Source organism: Pseudoduganella sp. R-32 (assembly GCF_049913245.1).
Classification (GTDB): domain Bacteria; phylum Pseudomonadota; class Gammaproteobacteria; order Burkholderiales; family Burkholderiaceae_D; genus Rugamonas.
This window is the reverse complement of record NZ_CP183987.1, coordinates 3,457,819-3,482,840: the sequence shown is the minus strand read 5'-3', so window position 1 is coordinate 3,482,840 and position 25,022 is coordinate 3,457,819. Positions and strand designations below refer to the sequence as shown.

Sequence of the window (25,022 nt, the reverse complement as noted above, 5' to 3'; positions counted from 1 at the left end):
AACAAAGTGCTTTGGCACTGAAGGAACCCACCGTGCTAATTCAGCGATGTTGTCGCGCGCCGCGCCGCCGATGCTAGATTGGGCTCTCCAACAACCCATCAGCACAGGAGGCTTTATGAAGAAGTTCGTCCGGCAGCTGCTCTCGGTACTGTTCATCGCGATCACCGCAATCGTCGCAATCCCCGCTTCCGCAACCGGCTACACGCAAACCCGTTACCCCATCGTCCTGGTCCACGGCCTGTTCGGCTTCGACAGCCTGGGCCCGCTCGAATACTTTTACGGCGTTCCCGGCGCGCTGCGCAGCGGAGGGGCGCGGGTCTATGTGACGTCGGTTTCGGCGGCCAACAGCACGGAAGTGCGCGGTGAACAGCTCCTGTTCCAGGTGCGCCAGATCCTGGCGGCTACGGGGGCGGAAAAGGTCAACCTGATTGGCCATAGCCACGGCGGCCCGACCTCGCGCTATGTGGCCTCGGTGCGGCCGGACCTGGTGGCCTCGGTGACCAGCATCGGCGGCGTGAACAAGGGCTCGAAGGTGGCGGACGTGCTGGTGGGCGCGGCCCCGGACCTGGTCTACAGTGTCGGCAACGCGCTGGGCGGCTTCCTCGGCCTGATTTCCGGCAGCCCGCCGCTGCCGCAGGACGCCTACGCGGCGGCCCAGTCGCTCAGCACTGCCGGCACCGCGACTTTCAATGCCCGCCATCCCGCCGGCCTGCCGACGACAAGCTGCGGCGAAGGCGCGCACCAGGCCAACGGCGTGTATTACTTCTCCTGGAGCGGCGCCACGCCTTATACCAACGTCTTCGATCCCGCCGATCCCTTCCTCGCAATCACTTCGATCGCCTTTGGCGGCGCCAAAAACGATGGCCTGGTCGCGAGCTGCTCATCCCACCTCGGCTGCGTGATCCGCGACGACTACTGGATGAACCACCTCGACGAAGTCAACCAGATGGTCGGCATCACCCACCTGTTCGAGACCAGCCCGGTGACGCTGTTCCGCCAGCACGCCAACCGCCTGCAAGGAATGGGCCTGTGAGCGCCCGCGGCCGGGCGGGCTTGATGGCATTCGCGCTGGCCGCAAGCGGCGCGCTCGCACTCTGGGCGACTGGCGGCAGCACGCCGCCAGCGCAATCGCCCGTGGCCGCCGCGCCGCCTATGCCGCAGGGGACCGGTCCGGCGCCGGTCCCCTTCGTTCCCTCCATGGCCGGCACCGAGCCGGACGGCCGGCTGGGCGCCGCCGGCGACGCGCTGAAGGTCGACGCCGAATTGCGCCACCTGTTCGACTACTACCTGTCCGCGCTGGGCGAAGCGGAGCTGCCGGCCATCCGCGCCGGCATCGAGCAAGAGCTGGCGCGGCGCCTGAAGCCCGCTGCGGCGGCCGAAGCCAGGCGCCTGCTTGGCCAATACCTGGCCTACAAACGCGCCCTGGCCGAGGCAGGCCAGGACGTGAACGCGCCCGCTGCCGGCACCGCATTCGCCGCCGCCGCCCGCCAGCGCCTGCTCGCCATGCAGGAGCTGCGCAAGCGCTATTTCAGCCCGGCCGAAGCCGCCGGCCTGTTCGGCGATACCGATGCCCGCGACCAGGATGCCATCGCCCGCCTGGAACTGGTGGACGACAAGTCGCTGACGCCCGCCCAGCGCCGGCAAAAGCTGGCAGAGCTGGACCGCAAGCTGCCGCCCGCCCTGCAGGAAGAGCGGGCCGCCCCGCAGCGCGTGCTGAACCTGGAACAGCAGGTCGAAGCCGCCCGCAATGGCGGCGCCAGCGAAGACGATATCTTCCGGCTGCGCGCAGCAGCATTCGACCCGCAAGCCGCCAACCGGCTGGCCCAACTCGACCGCGAACAGGCCGCCTGGCTGCGCCGGATCGCCGCCTACCGTGCTGCCAGCGCCGGCCTGGGCGAAAACCAGGCTGCAATCCAGCAGCTGCGTGATAATCTTTTTACATCATCGGAACAAAAACGGCTGGGCGCCTACGAATAGGTGCTTGCACTATAATGTGGGGCCAGCATATTAGTGTCTCCTCAGTTAGCGCCACGTTTGCATGCCCTTCGACTTCAAAAAAGCACTTCCCAAGCCCGGCAACCGCTTCGCGTTGCCCAATTTGTTCGGCTCCGGTGACGCCTACGCGCTGGCGCAAACGGCACTCGAATTGAAAGCACGCGGCCAGATGCTGGCCGTGGTCGTGGCCCAGGCCAGCGACGGCCAGCGCCTGCTGGCCGAAATCCCCTGGTTCGCCAATGGCGGCCTGCGCTGCCACCTTCTGCCCGACTGGGAAACCCTGCCTTACGACGCCTTCTCGCCGCACCAGGACCTGGTATCCGAGCGCCTGGCAACCCTGCATGAGATCCAGACCGGCCAGTGCGACGTGGCCATCATTCCTGCCACCACCGCGCTGGTGCGCATGGCGCCGCCCTCTTTCCTGGCCGCCTACACCTTCTTCTTCAAGCAGGGCGAATCGCTGGACGAGGCCAAACTGAAGTCGCAACTGACCCTGGCCGGCTACACCCACGTCAGCCAGGTGATGTCGCCCGGCGAATATTCCGTGCGCGGCGGCCTGATCGACCTGTTCCCGATGGGTTCCGCCCTGCCGTACCGCCTGGACCTGTTCGGCGACACCATCGAAACCATCCGCACTTTCGACGCCGACACCCAGCGCTCGCTGTATCCGGTCAAGGAAGTGCGCCTGCTGCCAGGCCGCGAATTCCCGATGGACGAAGCATCGCGCACCGCTTTCCGCAGCCGCTGGCGCGAGACTTTTGAAGGCGACCCGTCGCGCGCCGTGGTCTACAAGGACATCAGCAGCGGCATCGCCTCCGCCGGTATCGAATACTACCTGCCGCTGTTCTTCGACGAAACCGCGACCTTCTTCGACTACCTGCCGGCAGAAGCCAGCGTGGCAATGGTCGGCGATATCGACGCCGCCATCAAGCGCTTCTGGGCCGACACCGAATCGCGCTACAAATTCCTGAAGGCCGACCGCGAGCGCCCTATCCTGCCGCCGCAGGACATCTTCCTCGGCGACGAACAGTTCTTCATCCTGGCCAAGCCGCATCCGCGCATCGCCATCTCGCGCGACATGTCGCTGCCGTCGTCGGAACTGTCGGCGCCGATCCCGAACATCGCCGTCAACCGCCACCTGGACGACCCGCTGACCAACCTGCGCGCCTACCTGATGCAGTCCGGCCGGCGCGTGATGATCTGCGCCGAAACCAACGGCCGCCGCGAAACGCTGCAGCAGTACTTCGCCGAATTCGACCTGTCGCCGGCCCTGATCGAAGGCTTCGACGGTTTCCTGGCCAGCGACGCCAAGCTGGTGCTGGGCGTCGCGCCCCTACATGCCGGCTTTGAGCTCGATGACGGCCTGGCCTTCATCACCGAAACCGAGCTGTATGCCGGCAGCGGCCGCCGCGCCGGCCGCAAGAAACAGGAAGCGGTCACGCAAGTCGAATCGATGGTGCGCGACCTGTCCGAACTCAAGATCGGCGACCCGGTGGTGCACATCAACCACGGCATTGGCCGTTATATGGGCCTGGTCAGCATGGACCTGGGCGAAGGCGAAACCGAATTCCTGCATCTGGAATACGCCAAGGAGAGCAAGCTGTACGTGCCGGTGTCGCAGCTGCACGTGATCTCGCGCTACTCCGGCGCCTCGCCGGACGACGCACCGCTGCACACCCTCGGTTCCGGCCAGTGGGACAAAGCCAAGCGCAAAGCCGCCGAACAGGTACGCGACACTGCCGCCGAATTGCTCAACCTGTACGCCCGCCGCGCCGCGCGCCAGGGCCACTCGTTCGACTACTCCTCGCACGACTACGAACGTTTCGCCGACAGCTTCGGCTTCGACGAAACGCCGGACCAGGCAGCCGCCATCGGCAACGTGATCAAGGATATGACCTCCGGCAAGCCGATGGACCGCCTGGTATGCGGCGATGTGGGCTTCGGCAAGACCGAGGTGGCGCTGCGCGCAGCCTTCATCGCCGTCATGGGCGGCAAGCAGGTTGCCCTGCTGGCGCCAACCACGCTGCTGGCCGAGCAGCACGCCCAGACCTTCGCCGACCGCTTTGCCGACTGGCCCGTGCGCATCGCCGAAATGTCGCGCTTCCGCACCGGCAAGGAAATCGCCAACGCCATCAAGGGCATGCAGGACGGCACGCTGGACATCGTGATCGGCACCCACAAGCTGCTGTCGGACGACGTCAAGTTCGACCGCCTCGGCCTGGTCATCATCGACGAAGAACACCGCTTTGGCGTGCGCCAGAAGGAAGCGCTGAAATCGCTGCGCGCCGAAGTCGACGTGCTGACCCTGACCGCCACGCCGATCCCGCGCACGCTCGGTATGGCGCTGGAAGGCTTGCGCGACTTCTCCGTGATCGCCACCGCGCCGCAAAAGCGCCTGGCCATCAAGACTTTTGTGCGCAGCGAGAACGACTCCATCATCCGCGAAGCCGTGCTGCGAGAATTGAAGCGCGGCGGCCAGGTCTACTTCCTGCACAACGAAGTCGAAACCATCCAGAACCGCCTGGCCAAGCTGACGGAAATGCTGCCCGAAGCGCGCATCGCCGTCGCCCACGGCCAGATGCACGAACGCGACCTGGAAAAAGTGATGCGCGACTTCGTGGCGCAGCGCTACAACATCCTGCTCTGTACCACGATTATCGAAACCGGTATCGACGTGCCGACCGCGAACACCATCATCATGCACCGCGCCGACAAGTTCGGCCTGGCACAGCTGCACCAGCTGCGCGGCCGCGTGGGCCGTTCGCACCACCAGGCATACGCCTACCTGCTGGTGACCGACGTGCAAGGCCTGACCAAGCAGGCGCAGCGCCGCCTCGACGCCATCCAGCAGATGGAAGAACTGGGCTCCGGCTTCTACCTCGCGATGCACGACCTGGAAATCCGCGGCGCAGGCGAAGTGCTGGGCGAAAACCAGTCCGGCGAAATGCTGGAAGTCGGCTTCCAGCTCTACACCGACATGCTGAACGAAGCAGTGCGCGCACTGAAGGCCGGCAAAGAGCCCGACCTGGCCGCACCGCTTGCCACAACCACCGAAATCAACCTGCACACGCCAGCCCTGCTACCAGCGGACTTCTGCGGCGACGTGCACGAACGCCTGTCGATCTACAAACGCCTGGCCAATTGCGAAACCCAGAACGCAATCGACGACCTGCAGGAGGAGCTGATCGATCGCTTCGGCAAACTGCCCGATTCCGCCAAGGCCCTGGTGGAAACCCACCGCCTGCGCATCGCCGCCAAGACCGTCGGCATCATCAAGATCGATGCCCACACCGAAGCGGTCAACCTGCAGTTCATGCCCAAGCCGCCGATCGACCCGATGCGCATCATCCACCTGATCCAGAATCAGCGCCACATCAAGCTGAACGGACAGGACAAGCTCAAGATCACAGCGAACATGCCTGACCTGGCGGCCCGCGTGAACCAGATCAAGACCGCCATCAAACAATTGACATGAACAACGACATGACCATGAACCTTGTGCTGCAGGGCGTCGGCGACTGCGCCGCCCGCCTGCAGCGCATTGCCGCCCTGACCGCGCCGAAAAACGTGGTAACCGTTTCCGACAACGCCCTGCGCTGCGAAGGAATCAGCTTCACGCCAGCGCTGCGCCAGACCATCGAGATCGCAGCCCAGGCAGCCCAGCTCGACGCCACCTACATGATGGGCGTGCGCCGCCTGGACGAATTCAAGCTGGTGGCGATGGATATGGACTCGACCCTGATCACCATCGAATGCATCGACGAAATCGCCGACATGCAGGGCCTGAAGCCGCAAGTCGCCGAAATCACCGAGGCCGCCATGCGCGGCGAACTCGATTTCTCCGAAAGCCTGCGCCGCCGCGTAGCGCTGCTGGAAGGCCTTGACGCCGCCGCCCTGGAGCGCGTCTACGACGAACGCCTGCGCCTGTCGACGGGCGCCGAGGAGATGCTGAAAGCCGTCCAAGCCGCCGGCCTGAAAACCCTGCTGGTATCGGGCGGCTTCACCTTCTTCACCGAACGCCTGAAAACCCGCCTCGGCCTGGACTTCACCCGCGCCAACGAACTGGAAATCGTCGACGGCAAGCTGACCGGCAAAGTGATCGGCGAGATCGTCGACGCTACCGTCAAGCGCGACACCGTCGAACACGTCTGCGCTGCCATCGGCATCCTCCCCGAGCAAGCCATCGTCATGGGCGACGGCGCCAACGACCTGAAGATGATGGGCATTTCCGGCCTGTCCGTCGCCTTCCGCGCCAAGCCCGTGGTCCGCGAACAAGCCAACGTCGCCCTCAACTTCGTCGGCCTGGACGGCATCCTCAACCTGCTAGCGCATTAAAAGTCGGGGTCAGGTCTGGCAATCCGCCATCCTTTTCGCATTACGGAAAAGATGTCCGATTACCAGACCTGACCCCGGCTTTCGATCTGCGTCCGACTCAAAATAGCTCATCCAGCATCAAATGAAATTGCAGTTTTGATGGATCAGGATCGTGCACGCCATATTGCGCCAGAAATCGTCTCTGGAGCGGCGTGCCGAACTCTCCAAGACAATTCCAGGCGATGGCAAGATCCTGGTAGCGATCAGCGATGCCGGCCCGGCCGGCGTCAATGCAGCCAACGACTTTCCCGTCCTGCAGGAGAATGTTATCCAGTGAGAAGTCACCGTGGGTGACGACTGGATCAGGCGCGAGCGGCAGCAGACTTTGCATGGCACCCCAAACCTGTTCAGCAGTCCAGCCTTCGCGATCCTCATCGAAATCGTCTTCGTCCACCAGGTTTGCATCGATGCGTGCTCGCGCACGGAGCAGTCGATATTCGTGATTGCTTGTGAACGGGCAGTCACCGATCGGGATTGCGTGTAGCCGCCGCAGAAACTTCGCAATGGCGTCGACGATCGCGATGCGGTGATCCGGACACGACGCCATGACCTGGTAGGCGCTTTCTCCGGGCACCTCAGACATCAGTAGCCATGCCTCATTGGAAGTGCGAACGAAATGCACGACTTTCGGCACGGGCACATGTCCGCCCAGCCAGCGTAGTCTCGCCATTTCGTCACTTATATCGTCTGCGAGTACACCTTCGCCATACTTCAAAAACATGTCAGGAGCCCCCTCCTTACCGCAAAGGCGGTAGACCGCCCCCCCAGATTGACCAACAGTATTAGGCACCCACTCGTACCCCTCCAATTCGGCAGGGATGTTTGGAGGAAGTCGAAGCGGATGACAAGCCTCGTTGGAATTCATTGCGATCAATCGTCTCCCCTTCTCGCCTAGTCGATCTCAAAAGCTTCTTCATTGCCGTAGTCATTCAGGGCCATGGACTCGACAATATAAGCCAATCGCTGCATCGGATCGTCGGCTTCCTGGTACCAATGGACGATGACGTAGCGCCGCACCGCACGCTGGAAATCCTCGTCCCAAACCGGCTTGGCCGACCACCGTTCGTTGGGTGCCCAGCGTCCAGTGTCTTTAGGAAGCACAGCGATTTCCTGTTCGAGCAACTCCAGGCCATACACAAATTGGCCCCGCCCTTCCATGACCTTCTTTTCCTGAAGCAGTCGGAACCGACGTGCCAGGTACGGCGTACCTTCCAGCATCCCGGCATATGCGTCGTAGCCACGAATGAAGTCGATTTTGGCCACGACTCCGACCGAATCCTTAAGCTTTCTCATAAAACTGCTTACGAAGTAATCTTGGTGTCAGGGTTGGCACTTCGTCGAAACACCAGGTCGCCGGGTGCAAAGCTATAAAGCGGGCTCGCCGGAAGTTTCGACTCAATGTAGCCGCAACGGCGCAGCAGCGACTGGCCAGGCCACGAAGGCGTGCGAAATAATGTAAACATAACGGTGATCCGGTCGTCAGTTACGCTACGATGCCACGTTGACGTAGCGAGGCAATTTCCGCAGTCGTCATGCCCAACACAGACAGCACGCTGTCGGTGTGCTCACCCAGCGTCGGTCCCTGCCAGCGCACTTCGCCAGGCGTCTCAGAGAGCTTGGGCACGATGCCCGGCATCTTCACATGCACGCCATCCGGCAACTCGGTATCCAGCAGCATATCGCGCGCCTGGTAATGCGGGTCGGCGACGATATCCTTTACCGAATAGATGCGGCCCGCAGGCACTTCGGCGCGCTCCAGTATTGCCAGTACTTCGTCGATCGTATGCGCCGAAGTCCAGCCGGCGATCGCAGCATCGATCAGCTTTTCCTGCGCCGCGCGGCCGTCGTTTTGCGCGAATTGGGGGTCTTCCGCCATGTCGGTGCGGCCGATTGCGTGCATCAGGCGCTTGTAGATCGGGTTGCTGTTACCGGCAATGACCACGTACGAACCGTCGCGCGTCGGGTAAGTATTGGAAGGTGCGATACCGGGCAACGCACCGCCGCTGCGCTCGCGCACATGGCCAAGCAGATCGTACTCGGGCACCAGGGATTCCATCAGGTTGAACACGCTCTCGACCAGCGACACATCAACCACCTGGCCATCGCCATTTCCCATTTTCACCCGCAGCACAGACATCAGCGCCCCCATCACGGCATGCAAGGAGGCCAGCGAGTCGCCAAGGCTTACGCCCACGCGTGCCGGCACGCCGCCCGCCTCGCCCGTGGTATAGCGAATCCCGCCCATCGCCTCACCAATGGCACCGAAGCCCGGCCGGTCCTTGTACGGGCCGGTCTGGCCGTAGCCGGAAATGCGCACCATGGTCAGCTTGGGATTCAGCGCATGCAGCACATCCCAGCCAAGGCCAAGCTTCTCGAGCGCGCCTGGCTTCATGTTCTCGATGAGCACATCGGCATCCGCGCACAATTGCTTGACCAGCGCGATGCCCTCCGGCGCCTTCAGGTTGATGGAGATGGACTTCTTGTTACGCGACTGCAGATACCACCACAGCGAGGTTCCTTTATGCAGCTTGCGCCATTTGCGGATCGGATCGCCCTCGCCCGGCGCCTCGATCTTGATCACTTCCGCCCCGAATTCCGCCATCAGCCGCGCCGCAAACGGCGCCGCAATCAGCGTTCCAATCTCGATAACTTTAATTCCCTGCAACGGACCCGCCATTTTGCCCACTCCTCTTGCAATTACATTATCATTAGCGCCAAGCTAATTATTCTAACCGGAGGAGAAAAATGCTGTACAAGGGAAGCTGCCATTGCGGCAATGTGAAATTTGAAGCAGAAGGCGATATCGAAGGGCTGGTAGCCTGCAACTGCTCCATCTGCCAGCGCAAAGGCGCATTGATGTGGTTCATTCCGCGCACCAGCCTGAAACTGCTGACGCGCGAAGAAGACCAGGCAAGCTACGTCTTCAACAAGCACGTGATCAAGCATCGCTTCTGCCCTAAGTGCGGCATCCACACCTACGGCGAGGGCACTGCTCCAAATGGCAGCGAAATGGCTGCCGTCAACGCTCGCGTACTGGAGGACATCGAACTGGACGCCTACCCTGTCCAGCATTACGACGGTCGCAAACTGTGAGGAGCCGATATGGCACAAGAACTCGTTTTCGATGACCAGACCCGTTCCGCCAAGGATTGGGCTTTCTGGCTTTACCTCGGCCACGGCCTGAGCGTGTTCTTCACGCTCGGGGCCGCGTCCTTTATTCCACTGATCCTGAACTACATCAAACGCGATGACAGCGCCGGCACCTTCGTCCACAGCCACCATGGCTGGATGATCCGCTCGTTCTGGTGGTACCTGGTGTGGATCGCCGTCGGCTGGCTCCTTTTCATCACCATTTTCGGCATTCCACTGGCCTGGCTGGTCTGGGTCGGAGCCTGGCTGTGGAAGATCTACCGCCTGATTCGCGGCATCACCGCCCTGAATAACAACGTCCCTGTCGGCAATTCATAAAGTGCGCAGGAAGGCCACCAGGTCGGCCTTCTCTGCCGCTGTCATTTTCGTCTCGAGGATCAGGTTGAAGAATTCCACCGTATCCTCGAGCGTCAACAACCGCCCGTCGTGCAGATAGGGTGGCGATTCCTTGATGCCCCTGAGCGGGAAAGTCTTGATCGGGCCGTCGCCCACCATCATCGCGCCCTTCACTTCGTGCGGTTTGAAGAAGCGCTCCGTGTGCAGGTTGTGCATCATGTTGTCGCTGTAATGCGGCGGCATATGGCAGGTGGAGCATTGGGCCTTGCCGAAGAAGAGCGCCTGGCCCCGCAGTTCCTGTTCATTGGCCTTGCGCGGATCGAGCTTGCCGGTCACGCCCAGCTTGGGCGCAGGTGGGAAATCCAGCAGTTCCTGGAACTCGGCCATGAAATGCACCTGGCTTCCGCGCTCAAGGACATTCACGCCCTTCTTGGTTGCGATCACGGGGTCGCCGTCGAAATACGCGGCCCGCTGCTCGAATTCCGTAAAGTCCTCCACCGATTTCAATGCGCGCTGTGAGCCGAACAGCCGTTGCAGGTTCACGCCTCGCAGCGATGGCGTATCGATCCGGTGCCGGAATGCCTGCGGCCGCGCGTCGCCGGCCAGGTGGGTTGAGGCGTTGGTGTGTCCGTTCGCGTGACAGTCGAAGCAGGTTACGCCGCGGCTCGGACGTTCGGAGCGACGGTCTTCGGTCTGGTTGAACTGCTGCTGCGGGAACGGCGTCAGCAACAGGCGCAGGCCTTCAAGCTGCTTTGGATTCAGTATCCCGTTGAACATCTGGTGGAAATTGTCGATGGTCAGCAGCTTGCCCTTCGATACGTCGCCCAGGTCGGGACGCGTGGTCAGGAAGATCGGCGCCGGGAATTCCGGCAGCAGGTGGTCAGGGAAATCGAATGCCAGGTCGAAGCGATTCAGGTCGCGCTGCTCCTGTTTCTTGATTTCGTCGATGTGGAACTGCGGGAACAGCATGCCGCCTTCCGGATGATTCGGGTGCGGCAGCGGCAGGAAGCCATGCGGGTACAGGCCTTTCTCGCGGATTTCATCCGGGCTCATTGCGCCCAGCTTGTCCCAGGTGGCCCCGCGCGGCAGTTTGACCCGTATCCCCTCTTGCACCGGCTTACCGCGAAACATGGTGACGCCATTCGCCGGCTTGTTCGACAAGTCATACCGGCTCTCAAGAAAAGCCGCCTGTTCGCGCATCAGGCCTGCCCGCGCAGCCTTCATCCGTTCAAATGTAGTCTGGAAATCTTCCTTCGCCACCACGGGCATATAGCTGGATGGCGGCGCCGCAGAAATCAAACACGTAGCGCCACACAGCACGGCGCCTGCTGCAATCTTCAGAATTTGCATGACGGTCTCCCCTGCTTGATGTCCGACCAATGTAAGCAAGTAGAGATGATCGATCAATACGCGCACGCCATAGTATTGATCAATCGCATAGATAGCTAACTAGCTACATGGTTGCCAGCGCGCGCTCGATGTCGGCGATCAGGTCTTCGGGATCTTCGAGGCCGATGTTGAAACGCACCAGGGTGCCCTTCTCTTTCCAGTTCTTGCGCATGGCCTGGATGCGATAGGGGATGCACAGGCTGTGCGCGCCGCCCCAGCTGTAACCAATGCCGAACAGTTTGAGCGAGTCGACGAAACGGTCGGTTTGCTCTTCAGTGAATTTCTCGTCGAACAGCACGGAGAACAGGCCGCCCGCGCCAGTGAAATCGCGCTTCCAGTTTTCGTAGCCGGGGCAATCTTCGAAGGCGGGGTGCAGCACTTTGCGGATTTCCGGACGGGCCTTCAGCCAGCTTGCAACCTTGCGCGCGGAGGCGTCGTGGGTCTCGAAGCGGATCTTCAACGTCGGCAGGTTGCGCAACACGAGGTAGGTATCGTCGGCGCTGACGCCCATGCCCAGGCGCATGTGGGCCATGCTGAGGCGCTCGTGCAACAGCGGATCGCGCGTGACCAGGGCACCCATCAACACGTCGGAGCCGCCCGACTGGTATTTGGTCAGCGCCTGCATCACGATGTCGACGCCGAGGTCGAAACCGCGCAGGGCCAGGCCGGCGGACCAGGTATTGTCGAGTGCGACCAGCACGCCCTTCTGCTTGGCCGCGTCGCAGATCGCGCGCAGGTCAGGCACTTCCATCGATACAGAGCCGGGGGCTTCGGTCCAGATCAGGCGTGTGTTGGGCTGAATCAGCTCTGCGATGCCGGCGCCGATCATGGGGTCGTACAAGCGCGCGGTGATGCCGAAATCGGCGGTCAGCCATTTGCCGAGATCGCGGTTGGGACTGTAGACGTTATCGGGCAGCAGCACATCGTCGCCGGATTTCAGCAGTGCGAAGTCGCACATGGCGATGGCGGCGAGGCCGCTGGGGGCCAGCAGGCAGTGCTGGCCGCCTTCGATTTCAGCCAGGCGCGCTTCGAGGGTGAAGGTGGTGGGCGTGCCGTGCAGGCCGTAGGTATAGGCGTTCTTTTCTTTCCAGTCGCCGGAACGCATGGCGGCGACGTTCTTGAACAGGACCGTGGACGCGTGGTGGATCGCGCTGGGGAAGGCGGCGAAGCCTTCGGGCGGCACGTAGTCCGTGTGGATGATCTGGGTTTGGAGGTGCTTTTTGGAGGTCATGGCACCTATTCTAGCCAAAACCGGTAAACCAGTGTCAGACCCAAGGGTCTGACACTCTCGGCTCAGCCGGTATCAGTTTGCTTGTGCGCTTTTGACCCGCGGCCGCTGTGTAGACTGGGTCTGACCCTTGGGTCGGACCCTGGTTTACCGGTTTTACTGCGCTTCCCCCCACAAGTCGTGAGCATCGGCAGTGCTGATCTCAACATCGTAGAACTGGCCAACCGCCAGCTTCTTCTTCGGATCAAACGGACGCTTGACGTGCACCACGCCATCAATCTCCGGCGCATCCGCAGCCGAACGGCCAATCGCACCGCTAGGCGTCAGCTCATCGATCAGCACCTTCACGGTCTTGCCAACCTTGGCCTTCAGCCGGTTGCGCGAAATCTCTTCCTGCAGCAGCATCACGCGGCCGCGGCGCTCTTCGCGCACTTCATCCGGCACCGGATTCGCCAGCTCATTCGCAGTAGCACCTTCCACCGGCGAGTATGCGAAGCAACCCAGGCGGTCGATCTGCGCTTCCTTCAGGAAGTCCAGCAGGTACTCGAATTCAGCCTCGGTCTCGCCAGGGAAACCGGCGATAAAGGTCGAACGAATCACCAGCTCAGGATTCATCTCGCGCCATTTCAGGATGCGCTCCAGGTTCTTCTCGCCGGAAGCCGGACGCTTCATGCGCTTCAGCACATCCGGATGCGCGTGCTGCAGCGGAACGTCCAGGTAAGGCAGGACATGGCCGTCGCCCATCATCGGAATGATTTCATCCACGTGCGGGTAAGGATAAACATAGTGCAGGCGCACCCACGCGCCGTACTGCCTGGCCAGCTCGCCCAGAGCTTGGGTCAGCTGGGTCATATGGGTCTTCACCGGACGGCCATTCCAGAAACCGGAGCGGAACTTCACGTCCACGCCGTAAGCGGAAGTATCCTGCGAGATCACCAGCAGTTCCTTCACGCCGGCCTTGAACAGGTTCTCCGCTTCCAGCATCAGTTCAGCGATCGGGCGCGACACCAGGTCGCCGCGCATCGAAGGGATGATGCAGAACGAGCAGCGGTGGTTGCAGCCTTCGGAAATCTTCAGGTAAGCGTAATGCTTGGGGGTCAGCTTGATGCCCTGCGGCGGCAGCAGGTCGATGAACGGCTCGTGCGGCTTAGGCAAGTGGGTATGCACCTGTGCCATCACCTCGCCCACGGCATGCGGGCCGGTCACGGCCAGCACCTTCGGGTGCACCTTCTGGATGATGTCGTCGCCGTCCTTGTCCTTCTTGGCGCCCAGGCAGCCGGTCACGATCACCTTGCCGTTTTCAGCCAGCGCTTCGCCGATGGCATCCAGCGATTCCTGCACGGCGGCGTCGATGAAGCCGCAGGTGTTCACGATCACGAGGTCGGCGCCGTCGTAGGACTTGGCGGTTTCATAGCCTTCGGCGCGAAGCTGGGTCAGGATCTGTTCGGAGTCGACCAGCGCCTTAGGGCAGCCGAGGGAAACAAAACCTACTTTTGGAGCTGGTGCGCCGTCGGCGGGAGTGATGCGGGTGATTTGCTTGGATTGCATGGCAGAGTGCTGATGATGATTCAGGGCAATCCACCATTATAGCAAAAGAGGGGCTGGACGCCCCTCTTTTTGGCCTTACTTTTTATCTGTTGGCGGTGCAGCAAACGGGAAAGTGCCGAAGATATTCTTGCTCTGGTTTTGCATTTGCTCCTGCATTTGCACAAACAGGCTCTTCGACTGGTCGATGTAGTTATTCATCATGCCCTGCATGATAGGCGCTTGCACATTCATAAACTGGGTCCACATTTCGGGGCTGAAAGTCTTGCCATCGAAAGTTGCAGCGCCTTGCGTGAATTTGCGCTGGATATCGGTAAATGCCTGGATATTCTTTTCCAGGTAAGAACCCATCATGCCTTGCATTGCATGGCCGTAGAAACGGATGATTTGTGCAAGTACGTCCGTAGAGAACATCGGAACGCCGCTCGCCTCCTCTTCCAGGATGATCTGGAGCAGGATGCTGCGGGTCAGGTCTTCATTGGTCTTGGCGTCGACGACCGTGAATTCCTCGGCATCCAGCACGAGCTGTTTCACGTCCGTCAGCGTAATGTAGGAACTGGTCTGGGTATCGTAAAGACGGCGATTTGGGTATTTCTTAATCAAACGTTCAGTACTTTTCTTTGCACTACTCATCGCTGTGTCCCGTTGATAATATTTGCTAGCCCATTATAGGGCGAAAAAAAAGCTTTTGGCACGACAATATTGCATTGCAACTTAACGTTACCAAAAATCAATCAGCCTTAGCTTTTACATATCGCCCAGGTGCCGCCTCAATTGGTTCGTATCTGGTATTACCCAGCTTGGTGCGCGCCTTGACGCCCTTGCCGCCGTGCGCCGCCAGGAATTCCGACCACTCGCCCCACCAGCTTCCCGGATGCTCGGCCGCGCCGCTGAACCACTCTTCATGCGAGGCCGGGCGGGCGTCATTGGTCCAGTAGCTGCGCTTTTTCTTGGCGGCCGGATTGATTACGCCGGCGATATGGCCGGAGGCGCCCAAGATGAACTTGTTCAGCTCGGGATTCTTGTTGTTCAGGATCCTGGTCGACAGGTAGGCCGAGTTCCATGGCACGATGTGGTCTTCGCGCGAAGCGTAGATGAAAGCTGGCGCCTGGATTTTCGACAAGTCGACTTTTTCGCCCGCCACGGTCAGCTTGCCCGGCACTTTCAGGCTGTTTTCCAGGTAGGTGTTGCGCAGGTACCAGCAGAACATCGGGCCTGGCAGGTTGGTCGAGTCGGAATTCCAGTACAGCAGGTCAAACGGCGGCGGCTCATTGCCCTTCAGGTAGTTGGACTGCACGTAATTCCACACCAGGTCGTTCGGGCGCAGGCTGGAGAAGGTACTGGCCAGGTCGCGGCCCGGCATCAGGCCGCCCGACTTCAGGGTCTGCTCACGCAATTGCACCTGCGGTTCGTCGACGAAGACGTTCAGCACGCCGGTGTCGCTGAAATCGAGGAAGGTGGTCAGCAGCGTGATGCCGGCCGCCGGCTGTTCGCCGCGCGCCGCCAGCACCGCCAGTGCTGTCGACAGCAAGGTTCCGCCGACGCAGAAGCCGAGCACATTGAGCTTGTCCTGCTTCGTGATGTCGCGGGCGATGTTGATCGCGTTGATCACGCCTTTCTCGATATAGTCATCCCAGGTGGTGCCGGCCAGCGACTGGTCGGGATTGCGCCAGGAGACCAGGAACACGGTATTGCCCTGCTCCACCGCATAACGCACCAGGGAATTCTCCGGTTGCAGGTCGAGGATGTAGTATTTGTTGATGCAAGGCGGCACCATCAGCAAGGGCCGCTCATGCACGGTCTTGGTCAGCGGCGTGTACTGGATCAACTGGAACAGCTCGTTTTCGAACACTACCTGGCCTTCGGTCGTGGCCAGGTTGCGGCCCACTTCGAACGCTTTCTCGTCGGACAGGGAAATATGGCCCTTCTGGATATCGCCCAGCAGGTTGGCCAGGCCCTTGGTCAGGCTTTCGCCCTTGGTCTCGATCAGCTTCTGGTGCGCTTCCGGGTTCGTAGCCAGGAAGTTGGCCGGCGACATGGCATCGACCACCTGCTGGACGGCGAAGCGGATTTTCTGTTTCTGGTGAGGGCTCGCGTCAACGGCTTCCGCCATTTGCATGAGGAATTTGCTGTTTAGCAGGTATGATGCCGCATTGAACGCGGACACCGGATTGCCCTGCCAGGCTTCGGACGAAAAGCGGCGGTCCTTCAGGGAAGGCGCCTTACCGGCCAGGAATTCCTGCCACAGCGCGCCGAACTCGCCCATATACTCGTTGCGCAGCTGCTCCATCGCCTCCGGGCGGACGGTTGCACCTGCATCGCGCAGCAGGGCGGCGCCTGGGACAGCATCCATCTCCGGCATCATCTTGAACCAGGATTGCCATTGCTGAGGATCGCTGATTTGCGTCATCCATGCGTTTGCGAAGGCTTGCGGGTCGGGCATGTTCATTTTTTGAGTCCGTTAAAAATACAATTTTGGAAAAAAATGTTGATTGTTGCTGTTGCCTGGCTCTACGTCACAATCCTGATGGCTTTCACGGAACCAACCGTGGTCGCGGGCATCATGACCTTCCTGCTGTATGGCCTGTTGCCATTAGGAATACTATTTTATCTAACAGGCGGCAAACGCCGCAAACGCAAACGGGCAGCCGAAGCCGCCCGTCGCAATGAACCACCTACTCCTTGATCCAGATCAAACTCGCCTGCCTTCCAGTGACCTTGTCCCTGCGGTAGGAATAGAAGCGGCTGGCGTCGGTGACTGTACATAAATCGCCGCCGCTGACATCTGTTACGCCGACCCGGCGCAGCGCAAGCCGGGCCAGTGCGTAAATATCCGCCAGGTATTTGCCAGGCTGTTCCGGCCGCGCCACGAAGGCGGCACGCACGGCGGCCTCGCCCGCCGCCCGTTCGCCCGCCGAAGCAGCACCGGCCAGGAAGGTTGCCAACACCTCCTCGCCGACCTCGAATTCTTGCGGACCGATTGCCGGGCCAAGCCAGGCGATGATCTCGCCTTCGCCGGCCTCGGCGCGCATGGCGTCGACCGTCGCCTCGAGCACGCCGCCCGCCAGGCCGCGCCAGCCCGCATGGGCTGCGCCCACGACCGTGCCGGCCCGGTCGGTGAACAGCACCGGCAGGCAGTCCGCCGTCTGGATGGCGCACACTGCGCCCGGCATGGCCGCGATACTGGCATCGGCCTCCGGGGTGCTGCCGCGCCCCAGGCGATCCGCACGCACGACCGCCGCACCATGCACCTGCGACAGCCACGCCGGCTCCGTCGGCAAGCGCCCGCGCAGGATTGCCCGGTTGAACGCGACATTCGATGGATCGTCGCCGACATGAACACCCAGGTTCAGGCCGCCGCCACTGGTAGCGATGGCCTGCGGGCCCGGCCCATAAGGATCGGGGCTCACGCCGCCGCGCCGCGTGGTACAGACAAAACCGATATTGGCCGGAGCACCGGGCCAGTCAGGCACCAGCCATTGCGCTCCCTGGAAAGATTGCTGCATTATTCGTCGTCGAATTCGTCGTCGTAGATATCGTAGTCTTCAAACTCCCCGTGCGTCGCCGCGGCGGCCGACAGTACCGACTCGTCCGGCTCCTCGATGCCGGCCCGGTCCATCAGCTCCTTGAAGTCATCCGCCAGCGGCACTACCCATTCCATCTGTTCGCCGGTCGCAGGGTGCACCAGGCCGAGGCGGCGCGCCTGCAGCGCCTGGCGAGGGAACACGCTGGCCATATGCTGCTTGCCGTAGACCTGGTCGCCGATCAGCGAGAAGCCCAAATGCGCCATGTGCACGCGGATCTGGTGGGTGCGGCCCGTCTCCAGGCGGCACTGCACCAGCGATACAGGACGGCCGTCCAGCACGCCTTCGGCCAGGCGCTGGTAATGGGTAATGGCCGGTTTCGAGCCCATGCTGGTCGACACCGCCATTTTCACGCGATCCTTCTGGTCGCGGCCCATGGACGCATCGATGGTGCCGCTCATGCGCGGAGTCCCCCAAACGATGCACCAGTACACGCGCTTCACGGTACGCGCTTGCAGTTGGCGCACCAGGTCGGTCTGGGTCGGCAAGTCCTTGCCGACTACCATCAGGCCGCTGGTATCCTTGTCGAGGCGATGCACAATGCCGGCGCGCGGCACCCCGCCCAGTTGCGGCCAACGGTGCAGCAAGCCGTTCAGCATGGTGCCGGACCAGTTGCCGGCGCCCGGATGGACCACCAGGCCTGCCGGTTTATTGATCACCAGCAGGTTATCGTCTTCGAAAACGATATCCAGCGGCACGTCTTCCGGCGTAAATGCCACGTCTTCCGGCGCCGGCTGGGGGATGACCAGGATCTTTTCATCGCCATACACGGTGGCGCGCACTTTGGCCGGCTTGCCGTCGACGGTAATATGGCCCTCTTCAATCCAGGATTGCAGGCGGCCGCGCGAAAACTGGGGCACCATGCGCGCCACCACCTTGTCCAGGCGCTCGCCGCAATCGGATTTACTCAGTTCGAGTTCGATCGGCGCGAGGGGATCGGCCGTTAAATCACCTTCAAAATCGGCGTCAAAATCGTTATCAGGCACTTGTTCTGCCGAATTCATCTCAGGTTTCAATATCACAGCATTCCCATCGGCTATAATCAGCCAAGTTTAGTATTTTGGTTAACGATTCCTTGCACATCAACATGCAAAAAAAATTATCAGTAGTTGCAGCAACAGTCGTACTGTTTAGTTTGTCAGCTTGTGGCCTGTTACCAGAACGTGCAGACGAGACTCGAGGCTGGTCCGCAACGAAATTATACTCGGAGGCCAAGGATGAACAGGCTAGCGGCAACTATGAACGTGCCGTCCAGCTCTTCGAACGCCTTGAATCCAGCTACCCGTTCGGCACGTATGCGCAGCAGGCGCAAATGGAAATCGCTTATTCCCACTACAAGGCGCAAGACCAGGCCCAGGCGCTGGCAGCCGTGGAGCGCTTCATCAAGCTGCACCCGAACCATCCGAACGTTGACTACATGTACTACCTGCGCGGCCTGGTGAATTTCAACGATTCGATCGGCTTGCTGAACTTCCTGTATGAGCAGGACCCGGCGGAACGCGACCCGAAAGCAACGCGCGAAGCGTTCGCCGCCTTCAAGGCACTGGTTGAAAAGTTTCCCGAAAGCAAATACACGCCGGACGCCATCGATCGCATGAAGTACCTGATCAACGCGATGGCCAAGTATGAAGTCTATGTGGCGCGTTATTACTACCGCCGCGGCGCCTACCTGGCAGCGATCAACCGTGCACAGGGCGTGCTGACCGATTACGCGGACTCGCCTTCGATCGAAGAAGCGCTGGCCATCATGTACCGCGGCTACGATAAGATGGGCAACACGACCCTGCGCGATGACACCAAGCGCGTCTTCGACAAGAACTTCCCTGAAAGCAAGATGCTGGCAGATGACGGGCTCAAGAAGAAGGCCTGGTATAACATTTGGTAAAACCGGCAAACCGGGGTCGGACCCATAGGGTCAGACCCCAAGCCCTTGTCAGGCTGCGATCTTGCGGCGGAATACCCAGGTAGTATCGTTCGAGGCGTCAGCTTCGAATTTGTAGCCATCCACATCGAATTTCTTCAGCTTGACCGGATCGGTGATGTTGTTCACCGCCGCATAGCGCGCCAGCATGCCGCGTGCGCGCTTGGCGAAGAACGAGATGATCTTGTATTTGCCGCCCTTCCAGTCTTCGAAGACTGGCGTAATGACCGGCATATCCAGCTTCTTCGGCTTGACCGACTTGAAATACTCGTCCGAAGCCAGGTTGACCAGCACCGGCGAGCCTTCCTTGTTCAGCGCCTCGGTGATCATGTCGCCCCAGAATTCGTAGAGATTCTTGCCGCGCGGGTTTTGCAGGCGGGTGCCCATTTCCAGGCGGTGCGGGTGAATCAGGTCCAAAGGCTTCAGCATGCCGTACAGGCCGGACAGGATGCGGATGCGCGACTGGGTGTAATCGAGCTGTTTCGCCGACATGCTGCGCGCATCAAGACCGTCATAGACGTCGCCGTTGAAGGTCATGACTGCCTGGCGCGCCTCGCTGGTATCTTTGGTCCATGAAGCATAGCGGGCCACGTTCAGCGTCGACAAGGCATCGGACAGGTCCATCAGCTCGCCCAGTTCATTTGGCGAAAAACCACGCAGGCGATCGATCAACTGCTCCGAATGATCAAGGAACGCAGGCTGCGTTGCGAGTTTGGTGGTTGGCGGAGTTTCCAGGTCAAGACTTTTGGCAGGCGACAGCACAATCAGCATAAGATTCAATATTCAAAACGAAAAACCCCGACATGATACCTGTTCCACTGCAAAATGCTCCGAAGCGCATCGTCATCGACACCAATGTCTGCCTCGACCTGTTCGTTTTCCAGGATCCGCGCTGGGCATCGCTGCTGGCGGCAATCGAAAGCGGCGCGGTCGAAGCGATCACCCGCGCCGATTGCCGCGCCGAATACCTGTTCGTCCTGAACTACCCTCACCTGCCGCTCGATGAAAGCACGCGCCCTGCCAGCGCGGCCCGTTTCGACCAGTACATCAAGGTAGTGCAGCCACCGGAATCGGGCGCGCGGCTGCCGGTTTGCACCGACCGCGACGACCAGAAGTTCCTGGAGCTGGCGCGCGACGCCCAGGCCGACATCCTGATCACCAAGGACAAGGCCCTGCTCAAACTTGCCAAGCGACTCGCGAAAGCCGGCATGTTCAAGGTCATGCAGCCGGAAAAATGGAGCCTGGAGGCTTGACATTCCAGTTTTACCCTCGGGGCAACACTTGTTTTATTCCGCTGCGCTAGAATGGAAAAAATGTCCTTTTCCTAAGCACGATGAAACAACTGACTTCCCGGCTGCCGCACATCGGTACCACTATTTTTTCGCGCATGTCGGCCCTGGCCGGACAACACGGTGCGGTCAACCTGGGCCAGGGCTTTCCTGATTTCGCCTGCGACCCCAAGCTGGTCGACATGGTCACCGTCGCCATGCGCGAAGGCTTTAACCAGTACCCGCCCGGCATCGGCGCGCTCGAACTGCGCCAGGCCATCGCCGAGAAAATCAGCCGCGTCTACGGCCACCATTACGACGTCAACACCGAGATCACCGTCACGCCGGGTGCGACGGAAGCGCTGACCACGGCCATCCTGTGCAGCGTGCACCCCGGCGACGAAGTGATCGTGATCGAGCCAGCCTACGACAGCTACCTGCCCGCCATCGAACTGGCCGGCGGCGTGCCGGTGCTGGTGCAGATGGACCTTTCGCCGCACGGCGGCTTCAGCGTGCCCTGGCCGCGGGTGGATGCAGCCGTGACGGAGCGCACCCGCATGATCATCATCAACACGCCGCACAATCCAACCGGAAGCGTGCTGCGCGCGGCCGACATGGAGGCGCTGCGCGCAATCGTGCGCGACACCGGGATCCTGATCCTGTCCGATGAAGTGTATGAGCACATGGTCTATGACGGCCAGCGCCACGAGTCCATGTCCCGCTACCCGGACCTGGCCGAGCGCTCGTTCGTGGTCTCCAGCTTCGGCAAGACCTATCACGTCACGGGCTGGAAGGTTGGCTATGTCGCCGCGCCTGCCATGATGTCGCTCGAATTCCGCAAGGTCCACCAGTACAACGTGTTCTCGGTGAACACTCCCATGCAGCACGGCATTGCCAGCTACATGGCCGATCCCGCGCCATATGTGGGACTGCCCGCCTTCTACCAGCACAAGCGCGACCTGTTTCGCAAAGGCCTGGAAGGCAGCCGCTTCGAGTTGCTGCCGGCGGATGGCACCTACTTCCAGTGCGTGCGCTACGACCGCATTTCCGCGCAATCGGAAGCGGACTTCGCGGAATGGCTGACCAGCGAAATCAAGGTCGCCGCCATTCCGGTTTCGGCGTTCTACCGCAACGGCAAGGATTCGGGCATTGTGCGCTTCTGCTTTGCCAAGAAGGACGAGACGCTGGCGCTTGCATTGAAGCGACTGGCGCGCGTGTAACACGAGGGGAAAAACCATGAACCAGTACCTCAACAGCTTGCAGGACCTCGGCATGGAAGGCGGATCGCGGCTGGAGCCGCCTCCGTCCGTGCTGCATGAACTCAACCTCGCCAACAAGCGCCTGGAAAAGCTGCTGGGGGATTTGCGCAACGAGCGCAATGCCGATGCCGATTTGCGCAACATCGCGCGCGAAGTGGTGCGCGCGGTCGAAATGAACCCCGACATCGCACTGGCCTGCCTGTTCCTGAACCAGATCGCCGGCACGTATGCGGTACGCCATTGCATTGAAACCGCCATCGTGGTGATCCTGGTCGCGCGCGGCCTGGACAAGGCATCCGATGAAGTGATTTCCTTGACTGCCGCCGCGCTCACCATGAACGTCGGCATGCTGCGGCACCACGACAACTTCCAGTGCAAGCCCGGCACGCTGAATAGCGAAGAAATGGCGATCGTGCGCCGGCACCCGGAAGACAGCGCGGAAATGCTGAAGTATGCAGGCGTTGAGGATGACGAGTGGATTTCCTGCGTCCTGATGCACCATGAGAACGACGACGGCAGCGGCTACCCGGCCGGCATGACTCGCGAGCAGATCACTCACAACGCCCGCCTGCTTAGCCTGGCCGATCGCTATTGCGCACGTGTTTCGGCGCGCAATTACCGCTGCTCCATGCTGCCGGACGAGGCGCTCGAAAAGCTCCTGCACGACCCTCTGCATCCAGCCGATCCGGTCTTGCAGGAGCAATTCCACCGCCAGCTCGGCAAATACCCGCCCGGCGTGCTGGTGCGCCTGGCGAACGGAGAACTGGGCGTGGTGACGGGGCGCGACAGCGGCGACGGCGCGCTGGAGGTGCACTGCATGCGCGATGCGGCCGGCAAGGCCCTGCCAGCGTCGGTGCAACGCCGCACCGACCAGCCGCAATGCGCAATCCTCGAGGCCCTCACCGAGGACCAGGCGGAACTGCGCTTCAGCATGAAGCAGATCTGGGGCGCTCAGGCCGCGCTTTAATTGAGCTGCTGGAGGCGCCGTTCGACGAAGGCTTGCAGTTCCGGCGACAGGCGCCCTGAATCCAGCGCACGCTGGAAGGCCGGCTTTGCTTCCGCGTTACGCTTGTCGCCCTGCAGCGCAATCCCAAGCCCCATCCACCAGACGCCATTGGCCGGCTGCAGCTGCACGGCCGCCTGATAATGCAGGGCGGCCTCGCGATGACGGCCAGCCCGCTCCAGCACTCCGGCCATCATCGCGCGGTAGTCGGGATTCGATTGCGCGTAAGGCAGGCTTTGTTCCAGTGTATCGAGGGCGCCGCTGCCGTGCTCGAGTTGCAGGCGCGCCAGCAGCATGGCCATGCCCGACTGCTCCGGATTCAGCGCCAGTGCGCGCCTCAAATGGCGCATCGCATCGGCCTGCTGGCCGGACTCCACCAGTACGCCAACCAGAGTCTCGCGTGCCGCCAGGTAGCGCTGGTCGATGTCGAGCGCAGCTTCGAGGTCCACAATGGCTTCCGCTACGCGCCCGGACGCGAGCTTGCCCTGTGCACGCTGGAACAGTGCCGTCGCTGAGGCCTGTGCACCGGTCTCTCGCGATGCAGGCGACACCGCACCACCGGCGTTGGCCGCGGCGCGCAATGGCGACGGCACGGCCGCCGGTCCGGCGCCTTCGCGACGGCGCACCGGAGCCTTGCTTGCCGCGCCGCTGTCATCGCGCTTGACCAGGCTGGCGCCAGGCGGTTTGGCCAGTGCCGGAGCCCCTGCTTCCGCTCCTTCCCTGGCGCCAGCCGCTGGCGGCGCAGGGGCCGCGGCCTCGTTTGCGGCGGGCAGTTGCAAGCCATCGACCATTTGTTCAGGTGGCGTCGCTTGCGGCTTTTCCGCGACTGTCGCCTGCCGGATCACTCCTGTGGCAGGCGCAGGTACCGCATCCGCCGGCGCATTGCGCAGATAGCGCCAGCCGGCAAAACCGGCCACCGATACGACGACAATCGCTGCCGCAGCAGCAATCAAGACCACATGATTTCGGGAAGACCGTTGCTGGACTGCCTGCACGGAATCCGACAGGCCGGCCCCTTTTGGCGCGCCACCCCTGGCATCCAGGTCTTGCAGCATTTTGTTAATCAGGCTCATAAAGTCAACCGGTAAGACAGCAATGCGCCCGCAGCAGCCAGTGCGGCCAGGGCAAGACCCGTGGCCAGCCACGGCCAGCCGCGCTGGCGCGCCACGGCGGTATCCCTGGCGGCCAGCTTGACGTGGTGCGCATCAATGCGCTGGCGCCCTTCGCCGTAGGCGGCCAGCATGGCCTTGTGCGCGATGATGTTGACCAGCCGCGGTATGCCACGGCTGGCGGCAAACAGCTTGCTCACCGCGCCTTTGCTGAACAGGCGCGCGCCCGTAAACCCCGCCACGCGCAGCCGGTGCGCCAGGTAGTATTCCATGTCGTCGCGCGTCAACCCGCCGAGGTCGTGCTGGAATGTGATGCGCTGCGCCAGCTGGCGGATCGACTGCGCCTGCAGGTGTTCATTGAGTTCGGGCTGTCCGAACAACACGATCTGCAGCAGCTTGCGCTTCTCGGTTTCCAGGTTGGTCAGCAGGCGCAGCGCCTCCAGGCTCTCGCGCGGAATCGTCTGCGCCTCGTCGATGCACAGCACCACGCGCTTGCCTTGCCCTGCCAGCTCCAGCAAGCGTGCGGTCAGCGACTTCAGGAGCTGGTGCTGGTCGACATCGCTCGCCAGCGGCAATTCCAGTTCGTCGGCCAGGGCCAGCATCAGGGTGCGCGGCTCAAGCAGCGGATTGGGCAAATAGGCCGTGACGAAATCCTCGCCCAGCGTTTTCATGAACGTGCGGCACAGCAGGGTCTTTCCCGTGCCGACTTCGCCCGTGATCTTGATGAAGCCCTCGCCGCTGCGCGCAGCCACCAGCAAGGTGTTCAGCGCTTCCTGCGAGTGCGGGCTCTTGAAGAAAAAGCTGGTATCCGGCGTAATGCCGAATGGCGCCTCGCGCAAGCCGAAGTGGCTCTCGTACATA

At 61.6% G+C, this 25,022-nt stretch carries 24 protein-coding genes; 11 read left to right on the top strand and 13 right to left on the bottom strand.

Annotated features, from left to right (window positions below; all coding sequences use genetic code 11):
- The first annotated feature begins 115 nt into the window (after positions 1-115).
- The 4 genes from ACN9MU_RS16045 (at position 116) to serB (ending at position 6,330) form a co-directional block, all read left to right on the top strand.
- On the top strand, positions 116-1,033 hold the full coding sequence (locus ACN9MU_RS16045) for an esterase/lipase family protein (protein ID WP_426343047.1): 918 nt from the start codon (positions 116-118) through the stop codon (positions 1,031-1,033).
- Entirely contained in the window at positions 1,030-1,977 is a 948-nt protein-coding gene (locus ACN9MU_RS16040) for a lipase secretion chaperone (RefSeq protein WP_426323638.1), read from the top strand. Before ACN9MU_RS16045 ends, ACN9MU_RS16040 begins: the two co-directional genes overlap by 4 nt.
- 61 nt (positions 1,978-2,038) lie before the next feature.
- On the top strand, positions 2,039-5,470 hold the full coding sequence (mfd, locus tag ACN9MU_RS16035) for a transcription-repair coupling factor (RefSeq protein WP_426335712.1): 3,432 nt from the start codon (positions 2,039-2,041) through the stop codon (positions 5,468-5,470).
- Positions 5,471-5,484: 14 nt separating this feature from the next.
- Complete coding sequence (gene serB / locus ACN9MU_RS16030) at positions 5,485-6,330, top strand: phosphoserine phosphatase SerB (protein ID WP_426337637.1); 846 nt, start codon at positions 5,485-5,487, stop codon at positions 6,328-6,330.
- Positions 6,331-6,427: 97 nt separating this feature from the next.
- On the opposite strand, the gene ACN9MU_RS16025 is transcribed toward serB, so the two are convergent.
- The 3 genes from ACN9MU_RS16025 to ACN9MU_RS16015 form a co-directional block, all read right to left on the bottom strand.
- Entirely contained in the window at positions 6,428-7,234 is an 807-nt protein-coding gene (locus tag ACN9MU_RS16025) for an APH(3')-I family aminoglycoside O-phosphotransferase (protein WP_426344890.1), read from the bottom strand.
- A gap of 26 nt (positions 7,235-7,260) precedes the next feature.
- Entirely contained in the window at positions 7,261-7,632 is a 372-nt protein-coding gene (locus ACN9MU_RS16020) for a hypothetical protein (protein WP_426343046.1), read from the bottom strand.
- A gap of 220 nt (positions 7,633-7,852) precedes the next feature.
- Positions 7,853-9,046, bottom strand: a complete 1,194-nt coding sequence (locus ACN9MU_RS16015) for a CaiB/BaiF CoA transferase family protein (RefSeq protein WP_426343045.1) — start codon at positions 9,044-9,046, stop codon at positions 7,853-7,855.
- A 68-nt stretch (positions 9,047-9,114) separates the two neighbouring features.
- On the opposite strand from ACN9MU_RS16015, the gene ACN9MU_RS16010 reads away from it, so the two are divergent.
- Complete coding sequence (locus ACN9MU_RS16010; protein WP_426172030.1) at positions 9,115-9,462, top strand: GFA family protein; 348 nt, start codon at positions 9,115-9,117, stop codon at positions 9,460-9,462.
- Between the two features lie 9 nt (positions 9,463-9,471).
- The gene (locus ACN9MU_RS16005; protein ID WP_426172028.1) at positions 9,472-9,837 is read left to right on the top strand and encodes a DUF4870 family protein; all 366 of its coding nucleotides are present in this window, start codon (positions 9,472-9,474) and stop codon (positions 9,835-9,837) included.
- Here the strand turns inward: ACN9MU_RS16005 and ACN9MU_RS16000 are convergent.
- The 5 genes from ACN9MU_RS16000 to phaC form a co-directional block, all read right to left on the bottom strand.
- On the bottom strand, positions 9,832-11,205 hold the full coding sequence (locus ACN9MU_RS16000; protein WP_426343044.1) for a hypothetical protein: 1,374 nt from the start codon (positions 11,203-11,205) through the stop codon (positions 9,832-9,834). The genes ACN9MU_RS16005 and ACN9MU_RS16000 overlap by 6 nt on opposite strands.
- A gap of 103 nt (positions 11,206-11,308) precedes the next feature.
- Positions 11,309-12,475, bottom strand: a complete 1,167-nt coding sequence (locus ACN9MU_RS15995; protein ID WP_426343043.1) for a cystathionine beta-lyase — start codon at positions 12,473-12,475, stop codon at positions 11,309-11,311.
- A 153-nt stretch (positions 12,476-12,628) separates the two neighbouring features.
- Positions 12,629-14,020, bottom strand: a complete 1,392-nt coding sequence (rimO, locus tag ACN9MU_RS15990; RefSeq protein WP_426343042.1) for a 30S ribosomal protein S12 methylthiotransferase RimO — start codon at positions 14,018-14,020, stop codon at positions 12,629-12,631.
- A gap of 75 nt (positions 14,021-14,095) precedes the next feature.
- Positions 14,096-14,650 carry a polyhydroxyalkanoate synthesis repressor PhaR gene (phaR, locus tag ACN9MU_RS15985; RefSeq protein ID WP_426172021.1) on the bottom strand — a complete coding sequence of 185 codons (555 nt, stop codon included), beginning with the start codon at positions 14,648-14,650 and terminating at the stop codon, positions 14,096-14,098.
- Between the two features lie 97 nt (positions 14,651-14,747).
- Positions 14,748-16,466, bottom strand: coding sequence for a class I poly(R)-hydroxyalkanoic acid synthase (gene phaC, locus ACN9MU_RS15980; protein WP_426323619.1), 1,719 nt, complete (start codon positions 16,464-16,466; stop codon positions 14,748-14,750).
- Positions 16,467-16,502: 36 nt separating this feature from the next.
- Here phaC and ACN9MU_RS15975 point away from each other — a divergent pair, with 36 nt between their 5' ends.
- Positions 16,503-16,703, top strand: coding sequence for a hypothetical protein (locus ACN9MU_RS15975; protein WP_057265381.1), 201 nt, complete (start codon positions 16,503-16,505; stop codon positions 16,701-16,703).
- On the opposite strand, the gene pgeF is transcribed toward ACN9MU_RS15975, so the two are convergent.
- Together pgeF and ACN9MU_RS15965 are read right to left on the bottom strand one after the other, a co-directional pair.
- A complete protein-coding gene (gene pgeF, locus ACN9MU_RS15970) occupies positions 16,693-17,523 on the bottom strand; it encodes a peptidoglycan editing factor PgeF (protein WP_426323617.1) in 831 nt (276 codons plus the stop codon). The two genes, ACN9MU_RS15975 and pgeF, sit on opposite strands and share 11 nt — an antisense overlap.
- Complete coding sequence (locus ACN9MU_RS15965; protein WP_426172016.1) at positions 17,523-18,605, bottom strand: RluA family pseudouridine synthase; 1,083 nt, start codon at positions 18,603-18,605, stop codon at positions 17,523-17,525. The genes pgeF and ACN9MU_RS15965 overlap by 1 nt, the downstream gene beginning before the upstream one ends.
- 83 nt (positions 18,606-18,688) lie before the next feature.
- Here ACN9MU_RS15965 and ACN9MU_RS15960 point away from each other — a divergent pair, with 83 nt between their 5' ends.
- Positions 18,689-19,486: an outer membrane protein assembly factor BamD gene (locus ACN9MU_RS15960; protein WP_426172014.1), complete on the top strand. Its 798-nt coding sequence runs from the start codon at positions 18,689-18,691 to the stop codon at positions 19,484-19,486.
- Between the two features lie 48 nt (positions 19,487-19,534).
- Here ACN9MU_RS15960 and yaaA read toward each other — a convergent pair whose 3' ends face one another.
- Positions 19,535-20,293 (bottom strand): peroxide stress protein YaaA, encoded by a 759-nt coding sequence (gene yaaA / locus ACN9MU_RS15955; protein WP_426343041.1) that lies wholly within the window; start codon positions 20,291-20,293, stop codon positions 19,535-19,537.
- Between the two features lie 32 nt (positions 20,294-20,325).
- Here yaaA and ACN9MU_RS15950 point away from each other — a divergent pair, with 32 nt between their 5' ends.
- From ACN9MU_RS15950 to ACN9MU_RS15940, 3 genes are all read left to right on the top strand, one after another.
- The gene (locus ACN9MU_RS15950) at positions 20,326-20,775 is read left to right on the top strand and encodes a putative toxin-antitoxin system toxin component, PIN family (protein ID WP_426172011.1); all 450 of its coding nucleotides are present in this window, start codon (positions 20,326-20,328) and stop codon (positions 20,773-20,775) included.
- An 80-nt stretch (positions 20,776-20,855) separates the two neighbouring features.
- A complete protein-coding gene (locus tag ACN9MU_RS15945; RefSeq protein ID WP_426343040.1) occupies positions 20,856-22,010 on the top strand; it encodes a pyridoxal phosphate-dependent aminotransferase in 1,155 nt (384 codons plus the stop codon).
- Between the two features lie 16 nt (positions 22,011-22,026).
- A complete protein-coding gene (locus ACN9MU_RS15940; protein ID WP_426172007.1) occupies positions 22,027-23,016 on the top strand; it encodes an HD-GYP domain-containing protein in 990 nt (329 codons plus the stop codon).
- Here the strand turns inward: ACN9MU_RS15940 and ACN9MU_RS15935 are convergent.
- Positions 23,013-24,125 (bottom strand): tetratricopeptide repeat protein, encoded by a 1,113-nt coding sequence (locus tag ACN9MU_RS15935; protein ID WP_426343039.1) that lies wholly within the window; start codon positions 24,123-24,125, stop codon positions 23,013-23,015. The genes ACN9MU_RS15940 and ACN9MU_RS15935 overlap by 4 nt on opposite strands.
- Positions 24,122-25,021 carry an ExeA family protein gene (locus tag ACN9MU_RS15930; RefSeq protein WP_426323606.1) on the bottom strand — a complete coding sequence of 300 codons (900 nt, stop codon included), beginning with the start codon at positions 25,019-25,021 and terminating at the stop codon, positions 24,122-24,124. Before ACN9MU_RS15930 ends, ACN9MU_RS15935 begins: the two co-directional genes overlap by 4 nt.
- Position 25,022: the final 1 nt, after the last annotated feature.

What these genes read in the sequence shown, in the direction of transcription:
- phaC (WP_426323619.1), bottom strand. Translation starts at nt 16,466, where the DNA reads ATGAACATGCCCGACCCGCAAGCCTTCGCAAACGCATGGATGACGCAA.
- ACN9MU_RS16000 (WP_426343044.1), bottom strand. Translation starts at nt 11,205, where the DNA reads ATGCAAATTCTGAAGATTGCAGCAGGCGCCGTGCTGTGTGGCGCTACG.
- ACN9MU_RS15930 (WP_426323606.1), bottom strand. Translation starts at nt 25,021, where the DNA reads ATGTACGAGAGCCACTTCGGCTTGCGCGAGGCGCCATTCGGCATTACG.
- mfd (WP_426335712.1), top strand. Translation starts at nt 2,039, where the DNA reads ATGCCCTTCGACTTCAAAAAAGCACTTCCCAAGCCCGGCAACCGCTTC.
- yaaA (WP_426343041.1), bottom strand. Translation starts at nt 20,293, where the DNA reads ATGCTGATTGTGCTGTCGCCTGCCAAAAGTCTTGACCTGGAAACTCCG.
- ACN9MU_RS15960 (WP_426172014.1), top strand. Translation starts at nt 18,689, where the DNA reads ATGCAAAAAAAATTATCAGTAGTTGCAGCAACAGTCGTACTGTTTAGT.
- ACN9MU_RS15945 (WP_426343040.1), top strand. Translation starts at nt 20,856, where the DNA reads ATGAAACAACTGACTTCCCGGCTGCCGCACATCGGTACCACTATTTTT.
- ACN9MU_RS15975 (WP_057265381.1), top strand. Translation starts at nt 16,503, where the DNA reads ATGTTGATTGTTGCTGTTGCCTGGCTCTACGTCACAATCCTGATGGCT.
- rimO (WP_426343042.1), bottom strand. Translation starts at nt 14,020, where the DNA reads ATGCAATCCAAGCAAATCACCCGCATCACTCCCGCCGACGGCGCACCA.
- ACN9MU_RS16005 (WP_426172028.1), top strand. Translation starts at nt 9,472, where the DNA reads ATGGCACAAGAACTCGTTTTCGATGACCAGACCCGTTCCGCCAAGGAT.
- ACN9MU_RS16045 (WP_426343047.1), top strand. Translation starts at nt 116, where the DNA reads ATGAAGAAGTTCGTCCGGCAGCTGCTCTCGGTACTGTTCATCGCGATC.
- ACN9MU_RS15950 (WP_426172011.1), top strand. Translation starts at nt 20,326, where the DNA reads ATGATACCTGTTCCACTGCAAAATGCTCCGAAGCGCATCGTCATCGAC.
- ACN9MU_RS16010 (WP_426172030.1), top strand. Translation starts at nt 9,115, where the DNA reads ATGCTGTACAAGGGAAGCTGCCATTGCGGCAATGTGAAATTTGAAGCA.
- ACN9MU_RS15940 (WP_426172007.1), top strand. Translation starts at nt 22,027, where the DNA reads ATGAACCAGTACCTCAACAGCTTGCAGGACCTCGGCATGGAAGGCGGA.
- ACN9MU_RS15965 (WP_426172016.1), bottom strand. Translation starts at nt 18,605, where the DNA reads ATGAATTCGGCAGAACAAGTGCCTGATAACGATTTTGACGCCGATTTT.
- ACN9MU_RS15935 (WP_426343039.1), bottom strand. Translation starts at nt 24,125, where the DNA reads ATGAGCCTGATTAACAAAATGCTGCAAGACCTGGATGCCAGGGGTGGC.
- ACN9MU_RS16015 (WP_426343045.1), bottom strand. Translation starts at nt 9,046, where the DNA reads ATGGCGGGTCCGTTGCAGGGAATTAAAGTTATCGAGATTGGAACGCTG.
- ACN9MU_RS16025 (WP_426344890.1), bottom strand. Translation starts at nt 7,234, where the DNA reads ATGAATTCCAACGAGGCTTGTCATCCGCTTCGACTTCCTCCAAACATC.
- pgeF (WP_426323617.1), bottom strand. Translation starts at nt 17,523, where the DNA reads ATGCAGCAATCTTTCCAGGGAGCGCAATGGCTGGTGCCTGACTGGCCC.
- ACN9MU_RS15995 (WP_426343043.1), bottom strand. Translation starts at nt 12,475, where the DNA reads ATGACCTCCAAAAAGCACCTCCAAACCCAGATCATCCACACGGACTAC.
- phaR (WP_426172021.1), bottom strand. Translation starts at nt 14,650, where the DNA reads ATGAGTAGTGCAAAGAAAAGTACTGAACGTTTGATTAAGAAATACCCA.
- serB (WP_426337637.1), top strand. Translation starts at nt 5,485, where the DNA reads ATGAACCTTGTGCTGCAGGGCGTCGGCGACTGCGCCGCCCGCCTGCAG.